Annotated in this window: 26 protein-coding genes; 12 read left to right on the top strand and 14 right to left on the bottom strand. The window is 71.4% G+C overall.

Going from position 1 to position 20977, the window contains the following annotated elements; translation table 11 throughout:
- Positions 1–2: 2 nt before the first annotated feature.
- Positions 3–1268: a 3-phosphoshikimate 1-carboxyvinyltransferase gene (aroA, locus tag ABD126_RS22435; RefSeq protein ID WP_343935839.1), complete on the bottom strand. Its 1266-nt coding sequence runs from the start codon at positions 1266–1268 to the stop codon at positions 3–5.
- Positions 1269–1352: 84 nt separating this feature from the next.
- On the opposite strand from aroA, the gene ABD126_RS22430 reads away from it, so the two are divergent.
- Positions 1353–2114 (top strand): SOS response-associated peptidase, encoded by a 762-nt coding sequence (locus ABD126_RS22430; RefSeq protein WP_343935838.1) that lies wholly within the window; start codon positions 1353–1355, stop codon positions 2112–2114.
- Entirely contained in the window at positions 2111–2722 is a 612-nt protein-coding gene (locus tag ABD126_RS22425; protein ID WP_343935837.1) for an alpha/beta hydrolase family protein, read from the top strand. The genes ABD126_RS22430 and ABD126_RS22425 overlap by 4 nt, the downstream gene beginning before the upstream one ends.
- Before the next feature lie 57 nt (positions 2723–2779).
- On the opposite strand, the gene ybaK is transcribed toward ABD126_RS22425, so the two are convergent.
- Positions 2780–3256: a Cys-tRNA(Pro) deacylase gene (ybaK, locus tag ABD126_RS22420; RefSeq protein WP_343935836.1), complete on the bottom strand. Its 477-nt coding sequence runs from the start codon at positions 3254–3256 to the stop codon at positions 2780–2782.
- A 210-nt stretch (positions 3257–3466) separates the two neighbouring features.
- Here ybaK and ABD126_RS22415 point away from each other — a divergent pair, with 210 nt between their 5' ends.
- Together ABD126_RS22415 and rsrA are read left to right on the top strand one after the other, a co-directional pair.
- On the top strand, positions 3467–4096 hold the full coding sequence (locus ABD126_RS22415) for a sigma-70 family RNA polymerase sigma factor (RefSeq protein WP_343935835.1): 630 nt from the start codon (positions 3467–3469) through the stop codon (positions 4094–4096).
- A complete protein-coding gene (rsrA, locus tag ABD126_RS22410; protein ID WP_343935834.1) occupies positions 4093–4518 on the top strand; it encodes a mycothiol system anti-sigma-R factor in 426 nt (141 codons plus the stop codon). Before ABD126_RS22415 ends, rsrA begins: the two co-directional genes overlap by 4 nt.
- 87 nt (positions 4519–4605) lie before the next feature.
- Here the strand turns inward: rsrA and ABD126_RS38830 are convergent, their stop codons facing one another.
- Positions 4606–4680, bottom strand: a complete 75-nt coding sequence (locus tag ABD126_RS38830; RefSeq protein ID WP_096498094.1) for a 50S ribosomal protein bL37 — start codon at positions 4678–4680, stop codon at positions 4606–4608.
- Between the two features lie 111 nt (positions 4681–4791).
- Here ABD126_RS38830 and ABD126_RS22405 point away from each other — a divergent pair, with 111 nt between their 5' ends.
- Positions 4792–5007, top strand: coding sequence for a biotin/lipoyl-binding carrier protein (locus tag ABD126_RS22405; RefSeq protein WP_343935833.1), 216 nt, complete (start codon positions 4792–4794; stop codon positions 5005–5007).
- Positions 5008–5009: 2 nt separating this feature from the next.
- The gene (locus ABD126_RS22400; protein ID WP_343935944.1) at positions 5010–6488 is read left to right on the top strand and encodes a histidine kinase N-terminal domain-containing protein; all 1479 of its coding nucleotides are present in this window, start codon (positions 5010–5012) and stop codon (positions 6486–6488) included.
- 486 nt (positions 6489–6974) lie between these two features.
- Here ABD126_RS22400 and ABD126_RS22395 read toward each other — a convergent pair whose 3' ends face one another.
- Complete coding sequence (locus ABD126_RS22395; protein ID WP_015104912.1) at positions 6975–7229, bottom strand: WhiB family transcriptional regulator; 255 nt, start codon at positions 7227–7229, stop codon at positions 6975–6977.
- Positions 7230–7472: 243 nt separating this feature from the next.
- Positions 7473–8438: a diacylglycerol/lipid kinase family protein gene (locus tag ABD126_RS22390; protein ID WP_343935832.1), complete on the bottom strand. Its 966-nt coding sequence runs from the start codon at positions 8436–8438 to the stop codon at positions 7473–7475.
- Positions 8439–8694: 256 nt separating this feature from the next.
- Between ABD126_RS22390 and ABD126_RS22385 the strand changes: the two genes are divergently transcribed.
- From ABD126_RS22385 to ABD126_RS22370, 4 genes are all read left to right on the top strand, one after another.
- Entirely contained in the window at positions 8695–9093 is a 399-nt protein-coding gene (locus tag ABD126_RS22385; RefSeq protein ID WP_343935831.1) for a hypothetical protein, read from the top strand.
- A gap of 144 nt (positions 9094–9237) precedes the next feature.
- Positions 9238–9984: a S1 family peptidase gene (locus ABD126_RS22380; protein WP_343935830.1), complete on the top strand. Its 747-nt coding sequence runs from the start codon at positions 9238–9240 to the stop codon at positions 9982–9984.
- Between the two features lie 220 nt (positions 9985–10204).
- On the top strand, positions 10205–10978 hold the full coding sequence (locus tag ABD126_RS22375; RefSeq protein ID WP_343935829.1) for an SAM-dependent methyltransferase: 774 nt from the start codon (positions 10205–10207) through the stop codon (positions 10976–10978).
- 78 nt (positions 10979–11056) lie between these two features.
- Complete coding sequence (locus ABD126_RS22370) at positions 11057–11674, top strand: DUF4328 domain-containing protein (protein ID WP_343935828.1); 618 nt, start codon at positions 11057–11059, stop codon at positions 11672–11674.
- On the opposite strand, the gene ABD126_RS22365 is transcribed toward ABD126_RS22370, so the two are convergent.
- Positions 11619–12059 carry a MarR family transcriptional regulator gene (locus ABD126_RS22365; protein ID WP_343935827.1) on the bottom strand — a complete coding sequence of 147 codons (441 nt, stop codon included), beginning with the start codon at positions 12057–12059 and terminating at the stop codon, positions 11619–11621. The genes ABD126_RS22370 and ABD126_RS22365 overlap by 56 nt on opposite strands.
- A gap of 956 nt (positions 12060–13015) precedes the next feature.
- Between ABD126_RS22365 and ABD126_RS22360 the strand changes: the two genes are divergently transcribed.
- Positions 13016–13504 (top strand): hypothetical protein, encoded by a 489-nt coding sequence (locus ABD126_RS22360; protein ID WP_343935826.1) that lies wholly within the window; start codon positions 13016–13018, stop codon positions 13502–13504.
- A gap of 4 nt (positions 13505–13508) precedes the next feature.
- Here the strand turns inward: ABD126_RS22360 and ABD126_RS22355 are convergent, their stop codons facing one another.
- The 3 genes from ABD126_RS22355 to ABD126_RS22345 all read right to left on the bottom strand — a co-directional run bounded on the left by ABD126_RS22355 (position 13509) and on the right by ABD126_RS22345 (position 15108).
- Positions 13509–13874 carry a DUF5684 domain-containing protein gene (locus ABD126_RS22355; protein ID WP_343935825.1) on the bottom strand — a complete coding sequence of 122 codons (366 nt, stop codon included), beginning with the start codon at positions 13872–13874 and terminating at the stop codon, positions 13509–13511.
- Between the two features lie 150 nt (positions 13875–14024).
- Positions 14025–14513: a GNAT family N-acetyltransferase gene (locus tag ABD126_RS22350; protein ID WP_343935824.1), complete on the bottom strand. Its 489-nt coding sequence runs from the start codon at positions 14511–14513 to the stop codon at positions 14025–14027.
- The gene (locus ABD126_RS22345) at positions 14506–15108 is read right to left on the bottom strand and encodes a histidine phosphatase family protein (RefSeq protein ID WP_343935823.1); all 603 of its coding nucleotides are present in this window, start codon (positions 15106–15108) and stop codon (positions 14506–14508) included. The genes ABD126_RS22350 and ABD126_RS22345 overlap by 8 nt, the downstream gene beginning before the upstream one ends.
- 552 nt (positions 15109–15660) lie before the next feature.
- Here ABD126_RS22345 and ABD126_RS22340 point away from each other — a divergent pair.
- Positions 15661–15804 carry a hypothetical protein gene (locus ABD126_RS22340; RefSeq protein ID WP_343935822.1) on the top strand — a complete coding sequence of 48 codons (144 nt, stop codon included), beginning with the start codon at positions 15661–15663 and terminating at the stop codon, positions 15802–15804.
- Positions 15805–15846: 42 nt separating this feature from the next.
- Here ABD126_RS22340 and ABD126_RS22335 read toward each other — a convergent pair whose 3' ends face one another.
- The 5 genes from ABD126_RS22335 to ABD126_RS22315 form a co-directional block, all read right to left on the bottom strand.
- Entirely contained in the window at positions 15847–16572 is a 726-nt protein-coding gene (locus ABD126_RS22335) for a lasso peptide biosynthesis B2 protein (RefSeq protein ID WP_343935821.1), read from the bottom strand.
- Positions 16569–18350, bottom strand: coding sequence for an albusnodin/ikarugamycin family macrolactam cyclase (locus tag ABD126_RS22330; RefSeq protein WP_343935820.1), 1782 nt, complete (start codon positions 18348–18350; stop codon positions 16569–16571). The genes ABD126_RS22335 and ABD126_RS22330 overlap by 4 nt, the downstream gene beginning before the upstream one ends.
- A gap of 7 nt (positions 18351–18357) precedes the next feature.
- Positions 18358–18549 carry a hypothetical protein gene (locus tag ABD126_RS22325; protein ID WP_343935819.1) on the bottom strand — a complete coding sequence of 64 codons (192 nt, stop codon included), beginning with the start codon at positions 18547–18549 and terminating at the stop codon, positions 18358–18360.
- 266 nt (positions 18550–18815) lie between these two features.
- The gene (locus ABD126_RS22320; RefSeq protein ID WP_343935818.1) at positions 18816–20006 is read right to left on the bottom strand and encodes an ROK family protein; all 1191 of its coding nucleotides are present in this window, start codon (positions 20004–20006) and stop codon (positions 18816–18818) included.
- A 634-nt stretch (positions 20007–20640) separates the two neighbouring features.
- On the bottom strand, positions 20641–20977 hold a 337-nt coding region (locus ABD126_RS22315; protein WP_343935817.1), incomplete at its 5' end, for a tetratricopeptide repeat protein.

Here is a 20977-nt window from a genome sequence, read left to right as displayed (position 1 = left end):
GGTCAGCGTGCTCCCAGCATCGTCGCCCACATCCCCGGGAAGTCGGGGATGGTCTTGGTGGTCGAGCCGATGTCGTCCACCGCCACCCCCTCGACCACCAGGCCGATGATCGCCCCGGCGGTGGCCATGCGGTGGTCCGCGTACGCCTTCCACACGCCGCCGTGCAGGGGCGCGGGCGTGATGACCAGGCCGTCCTCGGTCTCCTCGGCCCCGCCGCCCAGGCGGTTGACCTCGGCGGCGAGCGCGGCGATGCGGTCGGTCTCGTGGCCGCGGATGTGGGCGACGCCGCGCACCCGCGTGCGGCCCTCGGCCAGCGCCGCCAGGGCCACCACGGTCGGGGTCAGCTCGCTCTCGTCGCGCAGGTCGAGGTCCACGCCGGTCAGGCGGTCCGGGCCGCGCACGGTCAGGCCGCGCCCGTCCACGACGACCGTGCAGCCGAAGCGCTCCAGGATGTCCTTGACCGCCGCGCCGGGCTGGGTCGTCGCCGCGGGCCACCCCGGGATCGTGACCTCGCCGCCGGTGACGGCCGCCGCCGCCAGGAACGGCATCGCGTTGGACAGGTCCGGCTCGATCGCGTGGGTCCGCGCCGCGATCGGGCCGGGCTCGACGCGCCACTGGTTCGGCGTCGAGTCGTCCACGGTGACGCCGGCCTCGCGCAGCATCGCCACCGTCATCTCGATGTGCGGCAGGGACGGGACGGGCTTGCCGTCGTGCACGACGGTCACCCCGCTCTCGTACCGGGCCCCGGACAGCAGCAGGCCGGACACGAACTGCGACGACGCCGACGCGTCGATCGTCACCTGACCGCCCGGCAGACCGCCCTTGCCGTGCAGGGTGAACGGCAGCGCGTCGCCGTCGATGTCCGCGCCCAGCGCGCGCAGCGCGCCGAGGATGGTGCCCATCGGCCGGACCCGCGCGTGCTCGTCGCCGTCGAACACGACCTCGCCCACGGCCAGCGCGGCGGCGGGCGGCAGGAACCGCATGACCGTGCCCGCGAGACCGCAGTCCACCGCCGCCGGGCCGTGCATCGGCAGCGGTGTGACCAGCCAGGAGCCGTCCGGGCCGTCGGTGATCTCCACGCCCAGCGACCGCAGCGCGGCGACCATCAGGTGGGTGTCGCGGCTGCGCAGCGGCGCGTGCAGCGCGGACGGGCCGTCGGCGAGCGCGGCCAGGACCAGGGCGCGGTTGGTGATCGACTTGGAGCCGGGCACGGGTACCGTCGCGTGCACGGGGCCGTCGGCGGTGGGAGCGGACCACTGCTGAGTCATGGCCTGATGATTCCGCATCGGGTGGTCGACGGCTCGCACCGGTCGTGACGACGTGCGACGATGACCATTCGGAGGTGATCGGTTGTGTGCGGCAGGTACGCCTCCACCAAGAACCCGGCCCTGCTGGCGGCGGAGTTCGACGCGGTGGACGGCACCGAGGGAGATGCCCCGAACCCCGACTACAACGTGGCGCCCACCAAGCCGGTGCTCGCGGTCGTCGAGCGCCACCCGCGCGACGACGAGGGCAACCCGGACCCGGACGTCCTGGAGCGCAGCGTCCGCGTGATGCGCTGGGGCCTGGTGCCGCACTGGGCCAAGGACCTGTCCGGCGCGGCCAAGATGATCAACGCGCGGGCGGAGAGCGTGCTGGAGAAACCCGCCTACCGCGACTCGGCGGCCAAGCGGCGGTGCCTGATCCCGGCCGACGGCTGGTACGAGTGGCAGCCCGGCGAGGGCCGCAAGCAGCCGTACTTCATCAACCCCGGCGACGGGTCGAGCCTCGCCATGGCGGGCATCTGGTCGGTGTGGTGGCAGCAGGAGGGCGACGAGCGCAAGCCGATCATCACCTGCGCCGTGCTCACCACGGACGCCATCGGCGAGATGACCCGGGTGCACCACCGGATGCCGCTGGTGCTGCCGCCGGACCGCTGGCACGACTGGCTCAACCCCGACAGCGCCGACCCGAAGGCGTTGCTGACCCCGGACCTGGACCTGGTGAACTCGCTGGAGCTGCGGCCGGTGTCGATGAAGGTCAACAGCATCAAGAACAACGACCCGTCCCTGGTCGAGCGGGTGTCGCTGACCGAGGACCAGGCCCCCGAACCCACCCTGTTCGAGCTGAAATGACGTCTCGGACGGTCCAGACGCCTTACGGCCCCGCGCGGGCCGAGCTGCACTGCGCGCCGGAGGGCCGGGCGGGGCTGCTGCTCGGGCACGGCGCGGGCGGCGGCATCGCCGCCCCGGACCTGGTGGCGGCGACCCGCGCGGCCGTGGACGTCGGCGTGCACGTGGCCCTGGTCGAGCAGCCCTACCGGGTGGCCGGCCGCCGCGCGCCCGCGCCCGCGAAGCAGTTGGACGCGGCGTGGCTGGCGGTGGCCGAGGACCTGGGCGAGACGTGGTTCGACGAGGTGCCGCTGCTGTTCGGCGGCCGGTCGTCGGGGGCGCGGGTGGCGTGCCGGACGTCGGCGGAGGGGCAGGCGGTGGCGGTGCTGTGCCTGGCGTTCCCCGTGCACCCGCCGGGCAAGCCGGAGAAGTCCCGGATGGACGAGCTGTCCGGCATCGAGGTGCCCGCTCTGGTGGTGCAGGGCGAGAACGACCCGTTCGGCCGCCCGGACCCGGCCCACCACCGCGAAGTGGTCGTGCTCAAGGGCGACCACAACCTCAAGGCAGACCTGGAGGGCGTCCACCGGGCCGTCGGCGAGTGGCTGGACCGCATCCTCCGCCCGCTGGACTGAGGGTTTCGGGTGCACATGCACCCCCTGGTCCGGGTACGGCCGGGGTCCGCGAGGGTGCTAGGCCGCGATGTCCGCCACGACCGCCCCGGTGAGCCGGACCAGCTCGTACGGCGCGATCTCGACCTCCAGGCCGCGGCGGCCGGCGGAGCAGTAGACGGTGTCGAACCGGCGCGCGGACGCGTCCAGGACCAGCGGCAGGCGCTTCTTCTGGCCCAGCGGCGAGATGCCGCCCGCGACGTACCCGGTGGCGCGCTCGGCGGCGGCGACCTCGGCCATCTTCGCCTTCTTGCCGCCCACGGCCGCCGCCAGCGCCTTCAGGTCCAGCTGGCCGGTGACCGGGACCACGCCGACGGCCAGCTTGCCGTCCACCTCCGCCACCAGGGTCTTGAACACCCGTTCGGGCTCGATGCCCAGGGCTTCGGCCGCCTCCAGCCCGTACGACTCGTGCCGGGGGTCGTGGTCGTAGGCGTGCAGCTTGTGGGCCACCTTCTGCTTGTCCAGCAACGCGGTGGCGGGCGTCCCACGTCCGGCCATGAGCGCGGACCCTAGCGGATCACGGGGAATGCCCGCGCACGGGTTTGTGTTGTGGCGAGCGTGGCAACCGAGGTGATGGAACAGCAGGTCAGCAGGCCCGTCGGGGCGCGACCGCCGCGTGGCTCGGCTCACTGCCGTCCGGGCGACCGCCGCGTATCCTCGAACGCGTCCCAGACGGCTTCGACCACCAAGCGGTGGGAAGGGAGCGCGGTGCCAGCCACGCGAACGCAGGACACGCCCACAGCGGACGAGACGACGGCCGAGCGCGCGGCGAGGTTCGAGCGCGACGCGATGCCGTTGCTCGACCAGCTCTACTCGGCGGCCCTGCGGATGACCCGCAACCCCGCGGACGCCGAGGACCTGGTCCAGGAGACCTACCTCAAGGCCTACGCGGCCTTCGCGTCCTTCTCGGAGGGCACGAACCTGAAGGCCTGGCTGTACCGCATCCTCACGAACACCTACATCAACGGGTACCGCAAGAAGCAGCGCCAGCCCGTCCAGCAGCCGACCGACGAGATCACGGACTGGCAGCTCGCGCAGGCCGAGAGCCACACGTCCACCGGCCTGCGCTCGGCCGAGATGGACGCGATGGACCGCCTGCCCGACTCCGACGTCAAGGAAGCCCTCCAGCGGCTGCCGGAGGAGTTCCGCATCGCCGTGTACCTGGCGGACGTCGAAGGCTTCGCCTACAAGGAGATCGCAGACATCATGGGCACCCCCATCGGCACCGTGATGTCCCGGTTGCACCGGGGCCGCAGGCAGCTTCGCGACCAGTTGGCCGACGTCGCCCGGGAGCGCGGCTTCCTGCGCGGCGCCCGGCAGGAGGTGGCGGGTCGATGAGCTGCGGCGAACCGCACGAGACGGACTGCTCGGAAGTCCTGTCCGAGGTGTGGCTCTTCCTGGACCACGAGTGCGACCAGAAGCGGCGCGAGCTGCTCCAGACGCACCTGGAGGAGTGCCACCCGTGCCTGGAGGAGTACGGGATCGAGGAGCACCTCAAGGCGCTGCTCGCCAAGAAGTGCGGCGGGGAGCACGCGCCGGAGGAGCTGAAACGGCGGCTCCGGGCGCGGATCCACCAGACGACGGCCGAGGGCGGTCGGGTGGACGTGTCCGTGGAGGTGACGGACGTGGAGATCACGAGCAAGGGCGTGGAGGTCACGCGCACGGACGTCGAGGTCACGCGCACCGACGTCGAGATCGCGCGCACGGACGTCGAGATCACGAGCACGGACGTCGAGATCACGAGCAAGTCGGACGCTTGAGGCCGGCTGGTCGGCCGGTCGAGTGCTGTTGGAACGGCGAAGGCCCCGGAGCGGTCGCTCCGGGGCCTTCGCGCGAGCCCGAGATGATCAGGCGTTGGGGCGCTTCCCGTGGTTGGCGCCGCCCTTCTTGCGGTCGCGGCGCTTGCGGGCACGCTTCGACATGGCGTTCTCCTTGTAGCTCGGACTGCCTCGACACAGTGTCTCACCCGGTCGGCCTGACCTGGCGCGGGGGCGCGGTCGTGGTTGGATTGGGGGCGAGGAGCGGAGGGTGCCATGGCCGAGGAGATCCGGGCGGAGATCGTCGCCAACGTGGCGCGGGTCGACGTGCGCGTGGGTGACGAGGTCACCGGCGGGACGACCGTCGTGCTCCTCGAAAGCATGAAGATGGAGATCCCCGTCCTGCCCGAGGGGCCCGGCCGGGTCTCGCGCATCAGCGTCAAGGAAGGCGACGTCGTGCAAGAGGGCGACCTGATCGCGGTGGTGGAGTAAAGCTGTCCACGCTCACCGACCTGCTGGCCGAGCACACCAAGCTCTCCGGATCGGCCGTCGACCACCTCCAGCTCGTGGTGGCCGAGTGGCAACTGCTGTCCGACCTGTCCTTCGCCGACTTCCTGCTGTGGGTGCCGCTGGACGACACCACGTTCCTGTGCGTCGCCCAGGCCCGCCCGACGACCGCCCCCACGGCGCACCCAGAGGACGTCGTGGGCAGCACCGTGGACGTGGAGGAGCACCCCCAGCTGCGCCGCGCCATGACCGAGTCCCGGATCTGCCGCGAGGAGGACCCGCGCTGGCACCTGGGCGTGCCGGTGCGCCGGGAGGCCATCCCCGTGCGGCTCGGGTCCGAGGTCATCGCCGTGCTCAGCCGGAACACGAACCTGGCCGTGCCGCGCGTGCCGAGCCCGTTGGAGATCTCCTACCTGGGCAGCGCGGCGGACCTGTGCCAGATGATCTCGGACGGGACGTTCCCGACCACCGAGCCGTCACCGGATGTCCACACCAGCCCACGAGTGGGGGACGGCCTGATCCGGCTGGACGCGTCCGGGGCGGTCGTGTTCGCCAGTCCCAACGCGTTGAGCGCCTATCACCGGATGGGGCACGCGTCCGACCTGGTCGGGGTGCACCTGGCGCCGTTGACGCGGTCGCTGATCGGGGACCCGTTCGACGCCACCGAGGTCGCCCAGCGGATTCGCATGGCGTTGGACGGGCAGCCCAGCATGCGGATCGAGGCGGAGAGCCGGCGTGGCGCGGCGGTGCTGTTCCGTGCCCTGCCGCTGCGCCCGCGCGGGTCGGCGGCGGGTGCGTTGGTGCTGTGCCGGGACGTGACCGAGGTGCGGCGGCGGGACCGGGCGTTGCTGTCGAAGGACGCGACGATCCGCGAGATCCACCACCGGGTGAAGAACAACCTCCAGACCGTGGCCGCCCTGTTGCGCCTGCAAAGCCGCCGGACCAGCAGTGAAGAGGCGCGGGAGGCGCTGGCCGAGTCGGTGCGGCGGGTGACGTCCATCGCGATGGTGCACGAGACGCTGTCCATGTCGGTGGACGAGCGGGTGGACCTGGACGACGTGGTGGACAAGGTCATCCCGATGATGTCGGACGTCGCCGCCACCGAGTCGCAGGTCGTGGTGCGGCGGGAGGGTCCGTTCGGGATCGTGCCGGCCGAGCTGGCGACGCCGTTGGTGATGGTGCTGACGGAGCTGGTGCAGAACGCGTTCGAGCACGCTTACGCGGCGGGTCAGCGCGGTGAGGTGGTCGTGCACGCGGAGCGGTCCGCGAAGTGGCTGGACGTGGTGATCTCGGACGACGGCAAGGGCCTGCCGCCGGGGTTCTCGCTGGAGCGGACGGACCGGCTCGGGTTGCAGATCGTGCGGACGTTGGTGGAGTCGGAGTTGCGGGGGAGTTTGAGCTTGCGGCGGCGGCCCAAGGGTGGGACCGAGGCTGTGTTGCGCGTTCCTCTTCGTGCTCGTCGCTGACCGCTCTCAAGATCAAATGCTGAAAAGCTCAAAAGCGGCGCTCGCCGCGCGGCAGGCCCCCGGGGGTGGAAGGGCGTCGGTTCGTCCCCCGCACGGCCTGCCGGAGGCAACCACCCTTCGCTCTTGTCCGCAACCGGTGAAGCGTGGTTGCGGACAAGAGCGAAGCGCGGTTGGGCTGTGCCCAGGCCGTACGGGGGACGAACCGAGGCCCTTCCTGTGGCTGATAGCCCGTTGGCGCCTGCGGCGCGAGAGCATTGCGTGCTTTGCGCTGTGCGGTGGAGGCGCTTCACTCCGTTGGTCGCACTTCGTTGGTGTGTACCCGGCCGGGGAGGCTGTAAGGGCGGCGTTAGACTTGGGGTGTGCACACGTGACGACCTACCTCAGCGGAGTCACGTGGTCATGCGGGAGGGTGTGCAACACAACGAAAGAGCCCGACACCTGGCACGGTGTCGGGCTCTTTCGCTTGGCTGCTTGCGCGCTGGGCGCTCAGGCGTTGCTGCGGGCCCGGGTCCGGGCGTTGCGGCGCTTGAGGGCGCGGCGCTCGTCTTCGCTCATCCCGCCCCACACGCCGGCGTCCTGACCGCTCTCCAGTGCCCACGCGAGGCAGTCGGAGACGACAGGGCAACGGCGGCAGACGGTCTTCGCCTCGGCGATCTGCAGGAGCGCAGGACCGCTGTTCCCCACGGGGAAGAACAGCTCGGGGTCCTCGTCGCGGCAGATCGCGCGGTGGCGCCAGTCCATTGGAACTACTCCTCAGCTAGGCGCGCGCGTCAAGGCGCGCCGGTCGTCAGCGGTCGGTTTTTGGGGTGCTTGTGAATGCTTTCACGAACGGCCCGGATGTCAAGGGGTTAGCACTGACCCGGTGAGTGAACTCACCCGAAAGATCGACTGAGTCCATGCGGGCTTTCACTCTGCGGTGTCTCCGCAGGCCACGACATCGCGGATGGGTAGCGGCTCGGTTACACCACGGTCACACAGCAGTGGTCACACGGCAACCGTCAGCGCCTTCGGCACCGACGTGAACTCCACCTCGGTGCACAGCCCGAGCAGGTCCCCGTCCACCTGGAGGTTGACCGGGACCCGGCTCGTCACCCGGACGTACTCAACGTCGTCCCGGCGCAGCAGGTTCCCGCCCTTGGGGTTCCCGTCCGTGGCCAGAAGATGCGTCACATATCGCGCGATCGTCGGCAGACCCATGCCGTGCAGCGCGAACACGCCCAGACCGCCGTCGAACGACGTGCTCGGGTTGAGCCGGATCGCCTTGTCGCCCAGGTAGGTCCACGGGTCGGTGTTGGACACGAACGCCAGGCGCACGTCCTCCACCGGCGGCTCGTCCGGGATGCGCACGGTCAGGTTCGCCGGGCGTCGGCGCTGGGAGACGTAGCTGGCGAACGCGGCGCGGACGTAGAGGGCGGGCGAGGCCTCGCGGCCCTTGGCGCGTTGCGCCTCGACCGCGGCGACGACGTCGGCGTCCCAGCCCACGCCGGCGTTGAACGTGAACCAGCGGTCGTGGGGGTCGTCCTGGCCGGAGAGGGCGGAGGAGACGTGGCCCAGGCCGACCTTGCGGCTGGTGCCGTGCTCGATGGCCTGCAACAGGCGGTAGGTCGCCTCGACGGGGTCGCGCGGCAGGCCCAGGGCGCCCGCGAAGACGTTGGCCGAACCGCCCGGCACGACGCCCAGCATGGGCAGGCCCGGTCGCACGGCGGCGTTCCGCACGCCGTCGCGCAGCAGGCCGTTGACGACCTCGTTCACGGTGCCGTCGCCGCCGTGGGCCACGACCAGGTCGTACGCGTCCAGCACGGCCTGCGCCGCGGCGTCCGCCGCGTGCCCGCGGTAGGTCGTCTCGACGATGTCGAGCTTCACATCGCTGGCCAGCGCGTGCGCCAGCACGTCCCGGCCGGCAGGCGTGGTCGCCGTCGCCTGCGGGTTGACCACCAGTAGTGCGCGCACTAGAGCAGAGTAGGACAGCGCGTGACCTGGGACAGATCGCACGTCACCCGGTAGGAGTGTTTTGAGCGCACGAAAGTGGCCGACATCTCCTTTCCACCATCGTCCTGCGGCTGCCCACCGACAAGTGCACCCCGGCCCGACCGCCGGCTTGCCGAAAGAGCTGCGTCGATCTTCGCTCGCGCGGCGGCGGAACGGGACTCGCCAACCGGGTGGCCTACGATGCGTGACGAGTACGCACGGTGAGGAAAGGCCCAGCGTGACGAAGGAAAAGCAGGTCCCGCGCGAGGTGCGCGGCGCAGGCGTGCTGACCGCGCTCCAGGGCCTCGCCGCGGTCGTCTTCGCGGTGGCGCTGGTGGTGCGCGCGTTCGGCGCGGAGGACGCCGGGAACGTGCTCGGCGAGGCCGCGTACTTCGCGGTCCTGGGCGTGGCGGTGCTGGCCGTGGGCATCGGGCTGGTGCTGGGCAGGCACTGGGCGCGGACGCCGTCGATCGTGGTGCAGCTGCTGCTCCTGGGCGTCGCCTGGTACATGTACGGGCCGTCGAAGCAGCAGCTCTGGGGCGCGTTGCTCGGGTTGTACGTCGTGGTGGCGCTGGTGCTGCTGTTCACCAACCCGGTGCGGCGGTGGGCGCTGGGCCTCGACGAGGACGAGACCTGAGCGGGTCGGGGCGGTGGGGCCGTTCGGCCCCAGACCATCGGCTGGGTGTTGGCCAACGAACGGCGGGTGTTCCCAGTCACTCGAACGAGTGACGCTGTGCGTGGTGATATCACCACTCCCTGCGTTCGTTGAGGTGACGAATCCATGCGACTGAACCGCGCCCTGTCCGCGGTGGTCGGAGCGGCTGCCGCGCTGCTCTCGGCCCTCGCCCTGACGACCCTGGCCCCTGCCGCACAGGCCCAGGAGTCCGACGTCCAGCCGTACATCATCGGCGGCGGCTACGCCGACAACGCCCCCTGGGCGGCCCGCCTGTTCCGCAACGGCCAGCAGAACTGCTCCGCCACGATCATCGCCCCGCAGTGGGTCCTGACCGCCCAGCACTGCGTGGCCAGCTCCGGCACGTACAGCTTCCGCATCGGCAGCCTGGACCAGACCACCGGCGGCACCATGGCCACCGCCACCCGGATCATCCAGCACCCCTCCGCCGACCTCGCCCTCGCGCAACTCGACCGGTCGGTCTCCGCGACCTACGCCCCGCTGGGCACCACCACGGCGGTCCAGGTCGGCCAGACCGTCCAGCTCTACGGCTGGGGCGCGACCTGCACCAACCAGCCCGAGATCAACTGCCAGTCCCGCTACCTGAAGTACGCCAACACCCGCGTCACCTCGGTCAACGGCCGTGACTACCGCGGCGGCGTCGCGATCTCGGTGACCCGCATCGACGGCATCGCCGCGGGCGGCGACTCCGGCGGCCCGATGTTCGCCACCAGCCCCGTCGACGGCCGGTACTACCAGGTCGGCGTCGCCTCCACGAGCGACCGCTCCACCCGCTCGAACTACACCGCTGTCACCCGCTACCGCGACTGGATCCGCTCCTACGCCGGCGTGTGACGAAACGGCTCTCCGGCCGAGGGGGTTGACCCCCTTCCCCTGCATCGCCCCCTCGGCCGGGGCACCACCGGGTTTGGATTTCGAGCGGTTCACCAGTCACAATCACCCTGCGTGTTCACGTTTGGCGGATGGACACGAACGGAGTAGCCGGATACGGTTCGGCGGGCGCGCTCCGGCAGCAGGCAGGGTGAGGTGTGCGGTGCAGAACCCCCCGAGGAGGGTGTCGGCGAGTGACGCCGAGCGCCCCAACGTGGCCAGGCTGTACGACTACTACCTCGGCGGTGCGCACAACTTCGCGGTCGACCGCGAGTTCGCCGAGCAGTCCATGCGCGTCATCCCCACCGCCGAGATGGTCCAGCACACCCGCGCGTTCCTCCGCCGCGCCGTCCGCGCGTGCGTGGCCGCCGGCATCCGCCAGTTCCTCGACCTCGGCTCGGGCATCCCGACCGCCGGCAACGTCCACGAGGTCGCCCAACAGCTCGACCCGACGTGCCGCGTGGTCTACGTGGACAACGAGCCCGTGACCGCCGCCCACGGCCGCACGATGCTGCGCGACAACCCGAACGTGGCCATGGTCGAGGCCGACCTGCGCGACCCCGACGCGGTGTTCGGCTCCCCCGAGACGCGGTCGTTGCTGGACATGTCCGAGCCGGTGGCCGTGCTGATGGTCGCGATCCTGCCCTACTTCACCGACGAGGAGCGCCCCGCCGAACTGGTCGCCCGCTACCGCGCCGCGATGGCCCCGGGCAGCTACCTGGTGATCAGCCACCTGACCGCCGACGTGCAGCCGGAGATGGTGGAGAAGCTGGTCGCGGTGGCGGCCGAGACGATGACCCCGATCATGGCCCGGTCCAAGGCGGAGATCGAACCGTTCCTGGAGGGCTTCGACCTGCTCGAACCGGGCCTGGTGCTGGCGACGCGCTGGCGCGAGGACGGCCCGGCGGCGACCGGCGCCCAGACCGTGAGCTACGGGGCGGTCGGCGTCCTGCGCTGAGCGACCGTTCGGCCGATACCCGCAGGTCGTGGGGCGGTCTGGGCTTCGGCGACCGTTCAGGGGGTCCGGGGGGAGACCATGACCTGTTACCACTGCGGCGCGGTCGCGGAGTCCTTCGCCTGCGGCAACTGCGGCGCCGTCCCGGCCCCTCCCGACCCGATGACGCGGGTCATGCCCCGGCAGCGCAACCTCCAGCCGTTGGAGAACGTGCTGGTCGTGGTGCTCGTGGTCGCCGCGCTCACCGCACTCCTCGCGCTGACGAACGCGCTCGCGGCCGTGGTGCAGGCGGTGCTGAGCCTGGTGGCCGCCGTGCTGTTCCTGGTGTGGCTGTGGCAGGCGCGGGCGAACACGGCGCACGCCGAGCACCGGTTCTCGCCGGAGTGGGTGGTCGCGGGCTGGTTCGTGCCGTTGGCGAATTTCTACATCCCGCTGCGCGTGGTGCTGGACGTGCGGCGGGCGAGCCTGCCCGAAGGCGGGCGGACGAGGGCGGCGGTGCAGGTGTGGGCGTGGTGGGTAGCGTGGTGCCTGTCGTGGGTGACCAGCCTGGAGATCCACCCCGGCGGTTTCTACGTGCACTTCCTGCCGGGTGGCACGTGGTTGAGCGCGGTGTTCCTGACGGTGGCGGGGGTGGGCCTGGCGGTCACCGTCGCGAAGGTCGGACGGGAGCAGCGCTCAGCCGCCGGGTCTGGTCTTTGAGGACGTCGATGGTGCGGGCGACCCAGTCGCCGATGACCTGCTGCTGCTCGGGGGTGTAGCGGTCGGCGAGCTTCGCCATGGCCGCGCCCAGTTCCGTGAAGGCGTCGCCGAAGCTGCCGGGCAACGCCTGCACGACCACCCGCCGCCGGTCCTGCGGATCCGGATCACGCCGAGCGAGCCCGGCGTCTTCGAGCCGATCGACGACCCCGGTGACCGCGCCCGGCGTGAGGTTGATCAACTTCGCCAGGTCGCCGGCGGTCATGGGCCCGTGCTTGGCGAGGAGCGCGTGGGCGCGCTGGTCGACGGCGGAGACACCGAGTCGCGCGCCGACGGCCTCGTGGAAGGCGACAACGGCGGTGCTCAACTCACGACCCATGTCCCTCATGGCCGTCACTTTACCCTGCGGAACATTTCAGTACACTGAACTAAAATTTTCAGGAGGCTGAAGTGACGATGCAACGCCCAACACCCGCCGCTGGCACCGCGCACCCGGCGGCGCAGCGCCCGATACCGGCTGCTGGCGCCCCGCTCCCGGCGGCGCAGCGCCCGATGCCGGCTGTCGGCACCGCGCTCCCGGCGGCGCAGCGCCCGATGCCGGCTGCTGGCACCGCGCTCCCGGCGACGCAGCGCCCGGCACCGGCTGCTGGCGCCCCGCTCCCGGCGACGCAGCGCCCGATGCCGGCTGCTGGCACCACGCTCCCGGCGACGCAGCGCCCGACGCCAGCCGCTGGCGCCGCAGACTCGGCGACGCAGCGCCCAACACCCGCCGCTGGCACCCCGCACCCAACGACGCGGCGCCCGATACCGGCTGCCGGCGCTGCGGACTCGGCGACGCAGCGCCCGACACCCGCTGCCAGCGCCCCGCACCCGGCGACGCGACCGAACGCCGACTCCGCCGCCATCGCCGTCCCCGAGCCCGGCCTCGACACCAACGCCGAGACCGGTGCCTCTGCCGACCACACGACCCAGCCCATGGCCGCGACCCAGGCCAAGCGTGCGACCGAAGCCGGAGGTGCAGCAGTCGCAGCGACCGGAGCCGGCGTCGAGTTGGAGCCCGCCCCTGCCGCTGTGCCTGCCGACGCCGACGCCGAAGCCGCGGACCCCGGACCCGGAGCGGAAGTCGCGGGCCGACCGGCAGCTCGGGGCGCGGTCGGGGGCCGGGTGTCTGAACCCGGGCGCGATGCCGGCGGCGCGATCGATGTCGGGGGCGTGGCCGGAGCCGGCGGCGCGATCGATGCCGGGGGCGAGGCTGGAGCCGCCGCGATCGATGCCGGGGGCGAGGCTGGAGTCGGCGGCGCGACCGCATCCGGGGTCGGTGGTCGGTCTCGCATCATCGCCGAGTTGCGGCTCGCCTGGGAGGTGCCGGTCTGGGTGTGGCGGTTCTACCTGCGGCACCTGCCGTTGGTGGTGGGGTTGTCGTTGGTCGGCTCGGTGCAGCGGCTCGTCGCCGTCAACGGTTGGCTGCCCGCCGGTCTCGCCACCGCGTCCGAAGTCCTCGTCGCGGTCTCGCGCGTGGCGCTGGTGGTGGCGGTCGCCTGGCTCGGGTTGCGGGGCGCGCGGCTCAGCCGGGCGCGGTTCACGCGGTTCGCATCGGTGCACTGGCCCAGCCTGGTCTGGCAGGGCGTGCTGCTGTCGGTGGCGTTCCTGCTGTTCGACGTGGTGCTGGAGACCCTGGTCGGCGGGCTGCTCAGCGCCGAGGGCCGGCAGAGCTACCTGGCCGTCCTGCTCTTCCTCAAGAACCCGACCGTGATCGCGTTGACGTTCATCTGGTGGGTCGGCCTGGTGCGCCAGACCTCCCGCGGGTCGGGGGTGCGGGAGGTCCGGCGCTGACGGGTCAGGCCGCCGCGGGGCCCTGGTAGCGGGCGCTGCCGAAGCCCAGGACCGGGTAGCCGATGAAGCCGAACAGCCACAGGCCGAAGAAGCCGAACGCGCCGCTCTTGCCGAACGACTTCGCGACGTCCAGCGACACGATGATGGACACGATCAGGTTCACCAGCGGGATGATCATCAGGATCAGCCACCAGCCCGGGCGGCCCGCGACCTTCAGCAGCACGTAGATGTTGTAGATCGGGACGATCGCCGCCCAGCCGGGCTGACCGGCCTTGGCGAACACCTTCCACATCGCCGCGATGATGAACACCGCGATCGCGAGGCTGATGATGATCGGGATGATGCCCACGGAGGCGTCGGTCTGGTTCACGGTCGAACTTCCTTCCGGACGACCGCGGGCAGGGCGACACTCGCCCACATCGGGGTTCCGCGGCCGGTCCCGGCGCGGGACGATGTCAACTGCGCGTCAAGCCCGTACGGGAAACCGATCGGTGTTCGCCGTTTCGTGAGCCTTCCGAGATCAGCCGGCGACTTTTCCCAGGTCGGTGAGGGCCTGGTCGGTCAGGCGGTACACGGTCCACTCGTCCATCGGGATCGCGCCCAGCGACTTGTAGAAGCCGATGGCGGGGGCGTTCCAGTCCAGGACGGACCACTCCAGGCGCTGGTACCCGTTGGCGACGCACTCCTGCGCCAGCGCCTGGAGCAACGCCTTGCCGAGACCGCCGCCGCGCTGTCCCGGTTGGACGTAGAGGTCCTCCAGGTAGATGCCGTGCGTGCCGCGCCAGGTGGAGAAGTTCAGGAACCACAACGCCATCCCGACGACGCGGCCGTCCACTTCGGCCACGTGCCCGAACAGGGCGGGGTTGTCCCTGAACAGGGCGGTGTGCAGCTGCTCGGTGGTCAGGTGGCACTCGTGGCGGGCGCGTTCGTACTCGGCCAGCTCCTCGGCCAGCCCGACCATGGCGGGCACGTCCTCGGGGCGGGCACGGCGGATGCGGGCGTCAGTCACCCTCGACCTCCCAGGCGGGCACGTTGAGGCGGCGGACCTGCGGGTCGCCGCGTTCGTCGCCCAGCACGGTCAGGCCGGCCGGGTCGAGTCCGAAGTGGACGCCTTCGCTGGGCGGCAGGTTCAGCCAGGTGGCGATCAGGACGCGGCTGAAGTGCCCGTGCCCGATCAGCACGACGTCCCCGCCGGGCAGCGCCCGCTTGGCGCGCTCCAGCACGCCGATCGCGCGCTTGTGGACGTCGCCGTGGCTCTCGCCGCCGGGCACGGGGTGCGTCCAGACCGTCCAGCCGGGAACGGTCTCCCGGATCTGCGGCGTGGTGAGCCCCTCGTAGCCGCCGTAGTCCCACTCGGCGAGCTCCTCGGTGCGCCCGGCGTCGAGCCCGGCCAGCTCCGCCGTCCGCCAGGCCCGCTCCCGCGGACTGGACAACACGAGCGCCGGCGGCAGGTCGGTCCTGCGCAACCGCGCCAACACCGCCCCGGCCCGCCGCGCCTGCTGCTCGCCTTCGGCGGTGAGGGGAACGTCGGTACGCCCGGTGTGCCGCCCACTCTCGGACCATTCGGTCTGACCGTGGCGCAACAGGTACACGTGGGAGCTCACCCGTCCGATCGTAGTGTCGGGCGGGTGATCGGGTCGGTCGCGACCACCTCGCCGTGACGAACGACTCTCGTGCGGGACGAAGCCACCGCCGCCTGGCTCGTACTAGACCGAACGAGTGAACTTGGCGCGCCCTGGGTGGGTGCCTCCAGGGTGCGGCGAAGGCAGGTGTGATGGATTCGGCTCGTCCGGGGTCCGGGTGGCTGTTCAATTCGGCGTTTCCGGTGCCCGTGAGGCCGTGTCCAGGGGTCGTGTGCGTGAGTTGCCGTGATGTGAAGTCCTGCGCGAGCCTGTCCAGCCCTCGGGGGGCGGCGGTGGGCGGGGGCGGGCGGAGCACGGCTCCGCTTCTTCGCAGCCGGTCGTTCGAAGTGGTGGTGCGAGAGAACTCAGGTGATCCGCCGAGTTCAACTTGAAAAGCGCCTCGGGTGAATTTCGCAAGACGGTGGCACCGGTTTTGAGAACCGTCGTGGATGGCGGTGCACGACTGGTGCGAAGCACATTTGCAATCACGTCGCATCGTCTGCACAGTGGTTTTACACCGCCGAGGAGGAACCGATGAAGCTGAAGGTCGAGTTCACCGCTCACTGCTCCACCCCCGACATGCTGCGCGCTGTGCGCGGCGTGGTGCTCGTGCTCGTCGTGGTGCTGGTCGTGCTGGCCACCGGCGAGGCGTTGCCGATCGGGCAGTGGGTGCGCTAGCGGGAGAGGAGGTGTCCGGGTTCCCCCGGACACCTCCGGTCGTCACATTTCGAACACCTTGATGAATTCAGTCGCGGCCCGTTCGCCGGGCACGTCCACCATCACTCCGGCGATTTCCGGCCACGCGTGGAATTCCACCGGGTCTTCGGCGACCCCGATCGCCCACCGGATTCGTCGGCGGGTCAACGCGGCGGAGACGACCGCGGCAAGGGACCGCTCCAGGCATGCGACGCGGCCGATGTGCCGGTCCGCCGCCGCGCACACGGCCTCGACCGCGGCTACGGCCTCGTCCACGGTCGCCGGCCGGGCGCACCTCCGCACGAGCGCGCCGACCAGGCGGACGGTCAGCCAGAACGGCAGGCGCAACAGGACCAGCGCGACCACCAACCCCAGCCGGGCCCGCCAGCCGGGTGCACCGCCGGCGGGGTGGACCGGGACCAGGCCCGAGGGTCGCTCCGCGATCGACCGCGCCGGCGGCGCCTGCCGCGGGGGACCGGTGGTGACGAGGCCGCGGTCGAGCAGGTCCGCGGCCACTCGGCGGGCGTCCTGTTCGTACACGGCCGCTGTCGCCCGGGAGTAGTGGCGCGCCGTCGTGCGGATGGCGCGGCCGACGTCCCCCTCCCGCCCCAGTTCACGCCAGAGCGCGGCGGCTGCCGGGTTGAGCACGTGCCACCGCCCCGACCTGCCGTCCAGGACGAAGGTCGTCCCGGTGGCGCCGGCGGCCCAGTGGACGTGATCGGGAACCCGCGCCGCGGCCGACCGCGTCACGACGTCGCTCCAAGCCACACCTCGTAGGCCAGGAGGCGGTTGAGTGCGGGGAACGGCGTGCCCGCTCCGGCAGCGGCGTCCTCGACCGAGTCCACGACCGATCGCGGTTCGACCACGCCGAGGTCGGCGAGCCGCGACGACCTCAGCAGCGTCTTCAGTTCCGGGGCTGCGGCGCGCACGCCGCGGTAGTCCTCGGCGAGGTAGTTCCCCTTGCCGCGCCGCAGGAACACCGTCTCCGGCACCCGGCCGCGCAGCGCGTTGCGCAGCAAGGGCTTGAACTCCGCACCCACCGCGCGCCGGTGCGCGGGCAACCGGGTGCACGCCCGGATGACATCGTTGTCCAGGAAGGGCGCTTGCGGCCAGACGCCGTAGGACCGGGCGATCTCGCTCAACCGGTGCTGCACGGCGCCGGACCGTTCCAGGTCGTGCCGGGCGGTGTAGTCGGCCACTCCTCCGTCGAACGCGTCGGCGCACCGCGCCGCGTGCTCGTGGACGGCGTCGGCGAGCAGGGAACGCGCGCCGGGGGTGAGCCATCGTGCCTCCGGTCCCGGGCCCGGCCACCAGGAGATCGCGTCGACCCAGGTCGGCCGGCGGGCTTCACCGCGGTGGAGTCGCCGGGCCAGGTCGTGCAACGCGCGCCGCCGGGACGTGGCCGACAGTCGCACCGCCCGACGCACGACCCGTGCGGGCGAGTCGTTGCGCAGCCTGGCCCACGACCGGCTGTCCGCGAGGAGGCGTTCGACCTGGCCGGTTCGCGCGAGGTCCCCGAGGTAGGAGGGTGGCGCGACGACGAGTGCGTCCGCGCCCTCACCACCGAGGTGGACCGTGGCGCCGGCGGACGCGACGTGGCGCAGCCGCAGGCGGTTGCGTGAGCGCACCGCGGCGGCGAAGTCGGGCAGTTCGTCCGCGGGGTGGGGATCGAGGTCGCGATAGGTGAGTGTGTCGGCGGTGCCGCGCACGACCTCGTGGCGGAGTCCGTGGGCGAGCGCGGCGTTGCGCCGCGCGTGGACGAGGTCGTCGGCCGGCGCGTCCGGGTGGTGGTAGGTGAACGCGGTGAGCGGCTCGGTGCGGTGGCGAGCGGCCAGGAAGGCCACGGACGTCGAGTCGAGGCCGCCGCTGAAGTCCGCGCTGACGGCCGCGCCCGACGACATGCGGGCGGCCACCGCGGCGTCGAGCGCGTCCCGCAGGGCCGCGGCGCACTCCTCGGCGGTGAAGGACTCGTCCGGCTCGCGCCGCGCATAGGACCACAGGGTGACCTCACCGGTCCGGGACACGCGCAGAGCCTGCCCGCCCTCGACCTTGCGCAAGCCGGTGATCGGCGTCAGGTTCCGGGTCAGGGCGGGGACGGCCGCGCAGAACACGTCGGTGGCCGCCACCACGGGGTCCGGCCGCCGCGCGAGCCGGGCGGCCTCGGCCACCTGCCGCGGACTGGTGCCGAACACGACGGGGGTGCCGGCGTAGTAGAGGGGATGCTGACCGGCCAGGTCGACGAACGCGGTCACCTCCCGATCGCGGACGAGGACCGCCAGGTAGCTGCCGGGCCAGGAGGCCACCAGCTCGGGCCGGTCGTCGCGCACCGCGGTGGCCAGGTCGGCGCGCATCCGGGCATCGTCGACGAGGCAGGCGCCGACCACCGCCACATAACCCCCGGGGCACCGAGCCGACCGGTGTTCACCGGGCCGCCACCGGCCGCTGTCGCGCACGGTCACGCGCTCCACCTCGTCCCCCACCCCGGGGCACACGCCGAGCAGAGCGGGACGGGACTCGGAGGATGACATCGGGCGCCTACCAGTAGTACTGGGAATTCGCGTCCGCGTTGCCGCTGGACGAGCTGCCGAGCGTCACCTGGCGCAGCCGGCCGGGGCTGCGCAGGACGGGCGGCTGGTAGTGCGGGTCGGTGGGGAGCGCGGAGGAACCCGCCCGGACCCACCGGTCCCGGGTGATCGACCGCGCGCGCGTCAGCCGGAGGAAGTTCATGTCGTGTCGCCACCTTCGATTCGAAGCCCTGCGGGCTCGACGAGCCCGACTCGGCGAAGGACTTGATGAGGGCGGAAGCGTATCCCATCGAATTGCCGGCTCTCCAGCGACCGAATGCAGTCAGCGGTAATGCGTCGAGTTGTCATCCGGTCGTGGATCGCTCGCGACTCGGTCGAGTGAAAGCGGTGCGCGGCGGCCGGCCTGCAATTCGATGACGGCTTTTCGCCGGATTGAAGTCCGGGCGCCGTGTTCGGCGGTCGCCGGTTTCACTTCGACGAACGCGAGCGCAACCCGAGGATCAACGCGCCCTGCGCCTCCGCGTACGGGCTGAGGGTGCTCGCGCGCAGTTCGAAGTCGGCGGACGGCGTCACCGCACCCGACAGGGCGAACCTGGTCAATTCCTGCCGGCACGGGTCGAGGACCATCGAGCGGGCCTCGGCCAACTCGCCGCCGACCACGATGCGGTGCGGGTTGATCAGGTTGCACAGCTGCGCCAGCGCGAAGCCGAGCGACCGGCCGGCGTCGTTGAGCACCCTGGTGCACACCGCGTCGCCGTTGCGGGCCCTGAGCACCAGCTCGGCGAGGGTGGTCGGCGCGTCCCTGGTCGTGCCGCGCTGCGACTGCTTCACCCGCGCCAGCAGCGACTCGGCGCCCACCAGCGTGTCCAGGCAGCCGCGCCCGCCGCACAGGCACATCTCGCCGGCGGGCTCGACGGTCAGGTGCCCGATCTCGCCCGCCATGCCGCGTTGACCCCGGACCAGGTTCGAGCCGACGACGATCCCGATGCCGACCCCCGTGGAGGCTTTCACGTAGACCACGTGCTCCACGGCGTCGTCCGAGGTGTAGGTCTGCTCGGCCAGCGCGCCGAGGTTCGCGTCGTTGTCCATGACGACCCGCACGCCGAGTTCGGCGGAGAGGTCGGCGGCCGGGTCGTCGTCCGTCTCCCACGGCGGCAGCACCGGGGTGGTGAGCCGACCTGTTCGCGGGTCCACCATGCGGGGCACCGCCAGACCGGCGGACACCAGGTCCGCCATGCCCTGCCCGGTCTCGTCGACCGCGTCGCGGGTGAGCCGCAGCACCTCCGGGAGCAGTCGGCGCAGGCCCACGTTCGCGCCAGGGCCCTCCCGGCGGGCCGCGACGCGGTCGTGCGGCTGGTCGACCGGCCGGGCGACCACCGAGACGTGGTTGAAGCCGATGTCGATGCCGACGGCGACACCGCGCATCGGCTGCAACCGGACCCTGCCCCTGGACCGTCCGCCGCTCGGGGTGTCGAGTTCGACGACCCCTTCTCTGGCGAGGTCCTGGATGGCGCCGGAAACCAGTGCCTGCGACACGCCGATGCGGCGGGAGAGCTGCGATTGGCGGTCGGACTTCACCATGATCTCGATGATGAGCCGCTTGCGCGTCGACTCGCGGCCTTGCGTGGGGACGTCCAGCAGTTCACGCGCTTCGCGCATCGGGGCGTCCTCTCCGCAAAAATGTCACCTCAAAAGTTCGGGCGATTCAGAATAGCATCGCCGTCTTCAATCTGAAGATGCGCGGAGTTCACCATTGCCCAGAATGTTGTATTCCAGGTCGGCGGAAATCTTCATCGGCGGTCGAAGTGTCATCCGGTGCCGCGTGGCGGGAGCGGCGGGTGCGCCGGGCGCAAAGAGAACGACGCCGACCCGGAACCCCCGGTCGGCGCCGTTCGCCACGCTGAGCGGTCAGGCCGCGGCCTTCGTCTCCCAGAAGATCTTGTCGATCTGTCCACAAACCGGCGCCTACCAGCGGCTAGGGGTCCTGGGAGTCGATCTGGGCCGTCGTGGGGCCGTCCGGGCCGTCCCGCAACGGCGGGAGGACACGGCCAGCGTCCCCCGCAGGGAACCGCGGAATCACTCGATCCTGTGTCGGTCGTCTGGGGGGCTTCCAGCTCAAGGGCTTGGGACGAGCGCCGTGTGGTCGGCTTGGTCGGGCTGGTCATGGCGCTCGGCTGCCGCGCCTGTGGACAGCTCGACGCCTTGATGGCGTCGACCAGCCCACAGCCTTGCCGACGTCGTGGACCTGAACGCGGGCGGAATTCCGCCAACGCTGGCAGTTCGGGGCGGCACCCTATCGCGATCCTCGACGGAAGATCCGAAACCACCGCCTGTGTGATCGGACGTGTCGAGCCTCTATTAGTGATGCCAGGTTGTTCTGGCTGGTGAGGGTGTCGGGGTGGTCGGGGCCCAGGGTTTTGGTGCGGGTGTCGAGGGCGGTGCGGTGTAGCTGTTCGGCTTCGTCGTAGCGGCCGAGGCTGTCCAGCACGAGGGCGAGGTTGTTTTGGCTGGTGGGGGTGGCGGGGTGGTCGGGGCCCAGGGTTTTGGTGCGGGTGTCGAGGGTGGTGCGGTGTAGTTGTTCGGCCTTGTCGTAGTGGCCGAGCCTAGCCAGCACGAGGGCGAGGTTGTTT

It is taken from the genome of Saccharothrix mutabilis subsp. mutabilis, from assembly GCF_039521145.1.
GTDB lineage: Bacteria > Actinomycetota > Actinomycetes > Mycobacteriales > Pseudonocardiaceae > Actinosynnema > Actinosynnema mutabilis.
The sequence above is the reverse complement of the archived record's forward strand: the minus strand, read 5'-3'. Positions and strand labels throughout refer to the sequence as shown.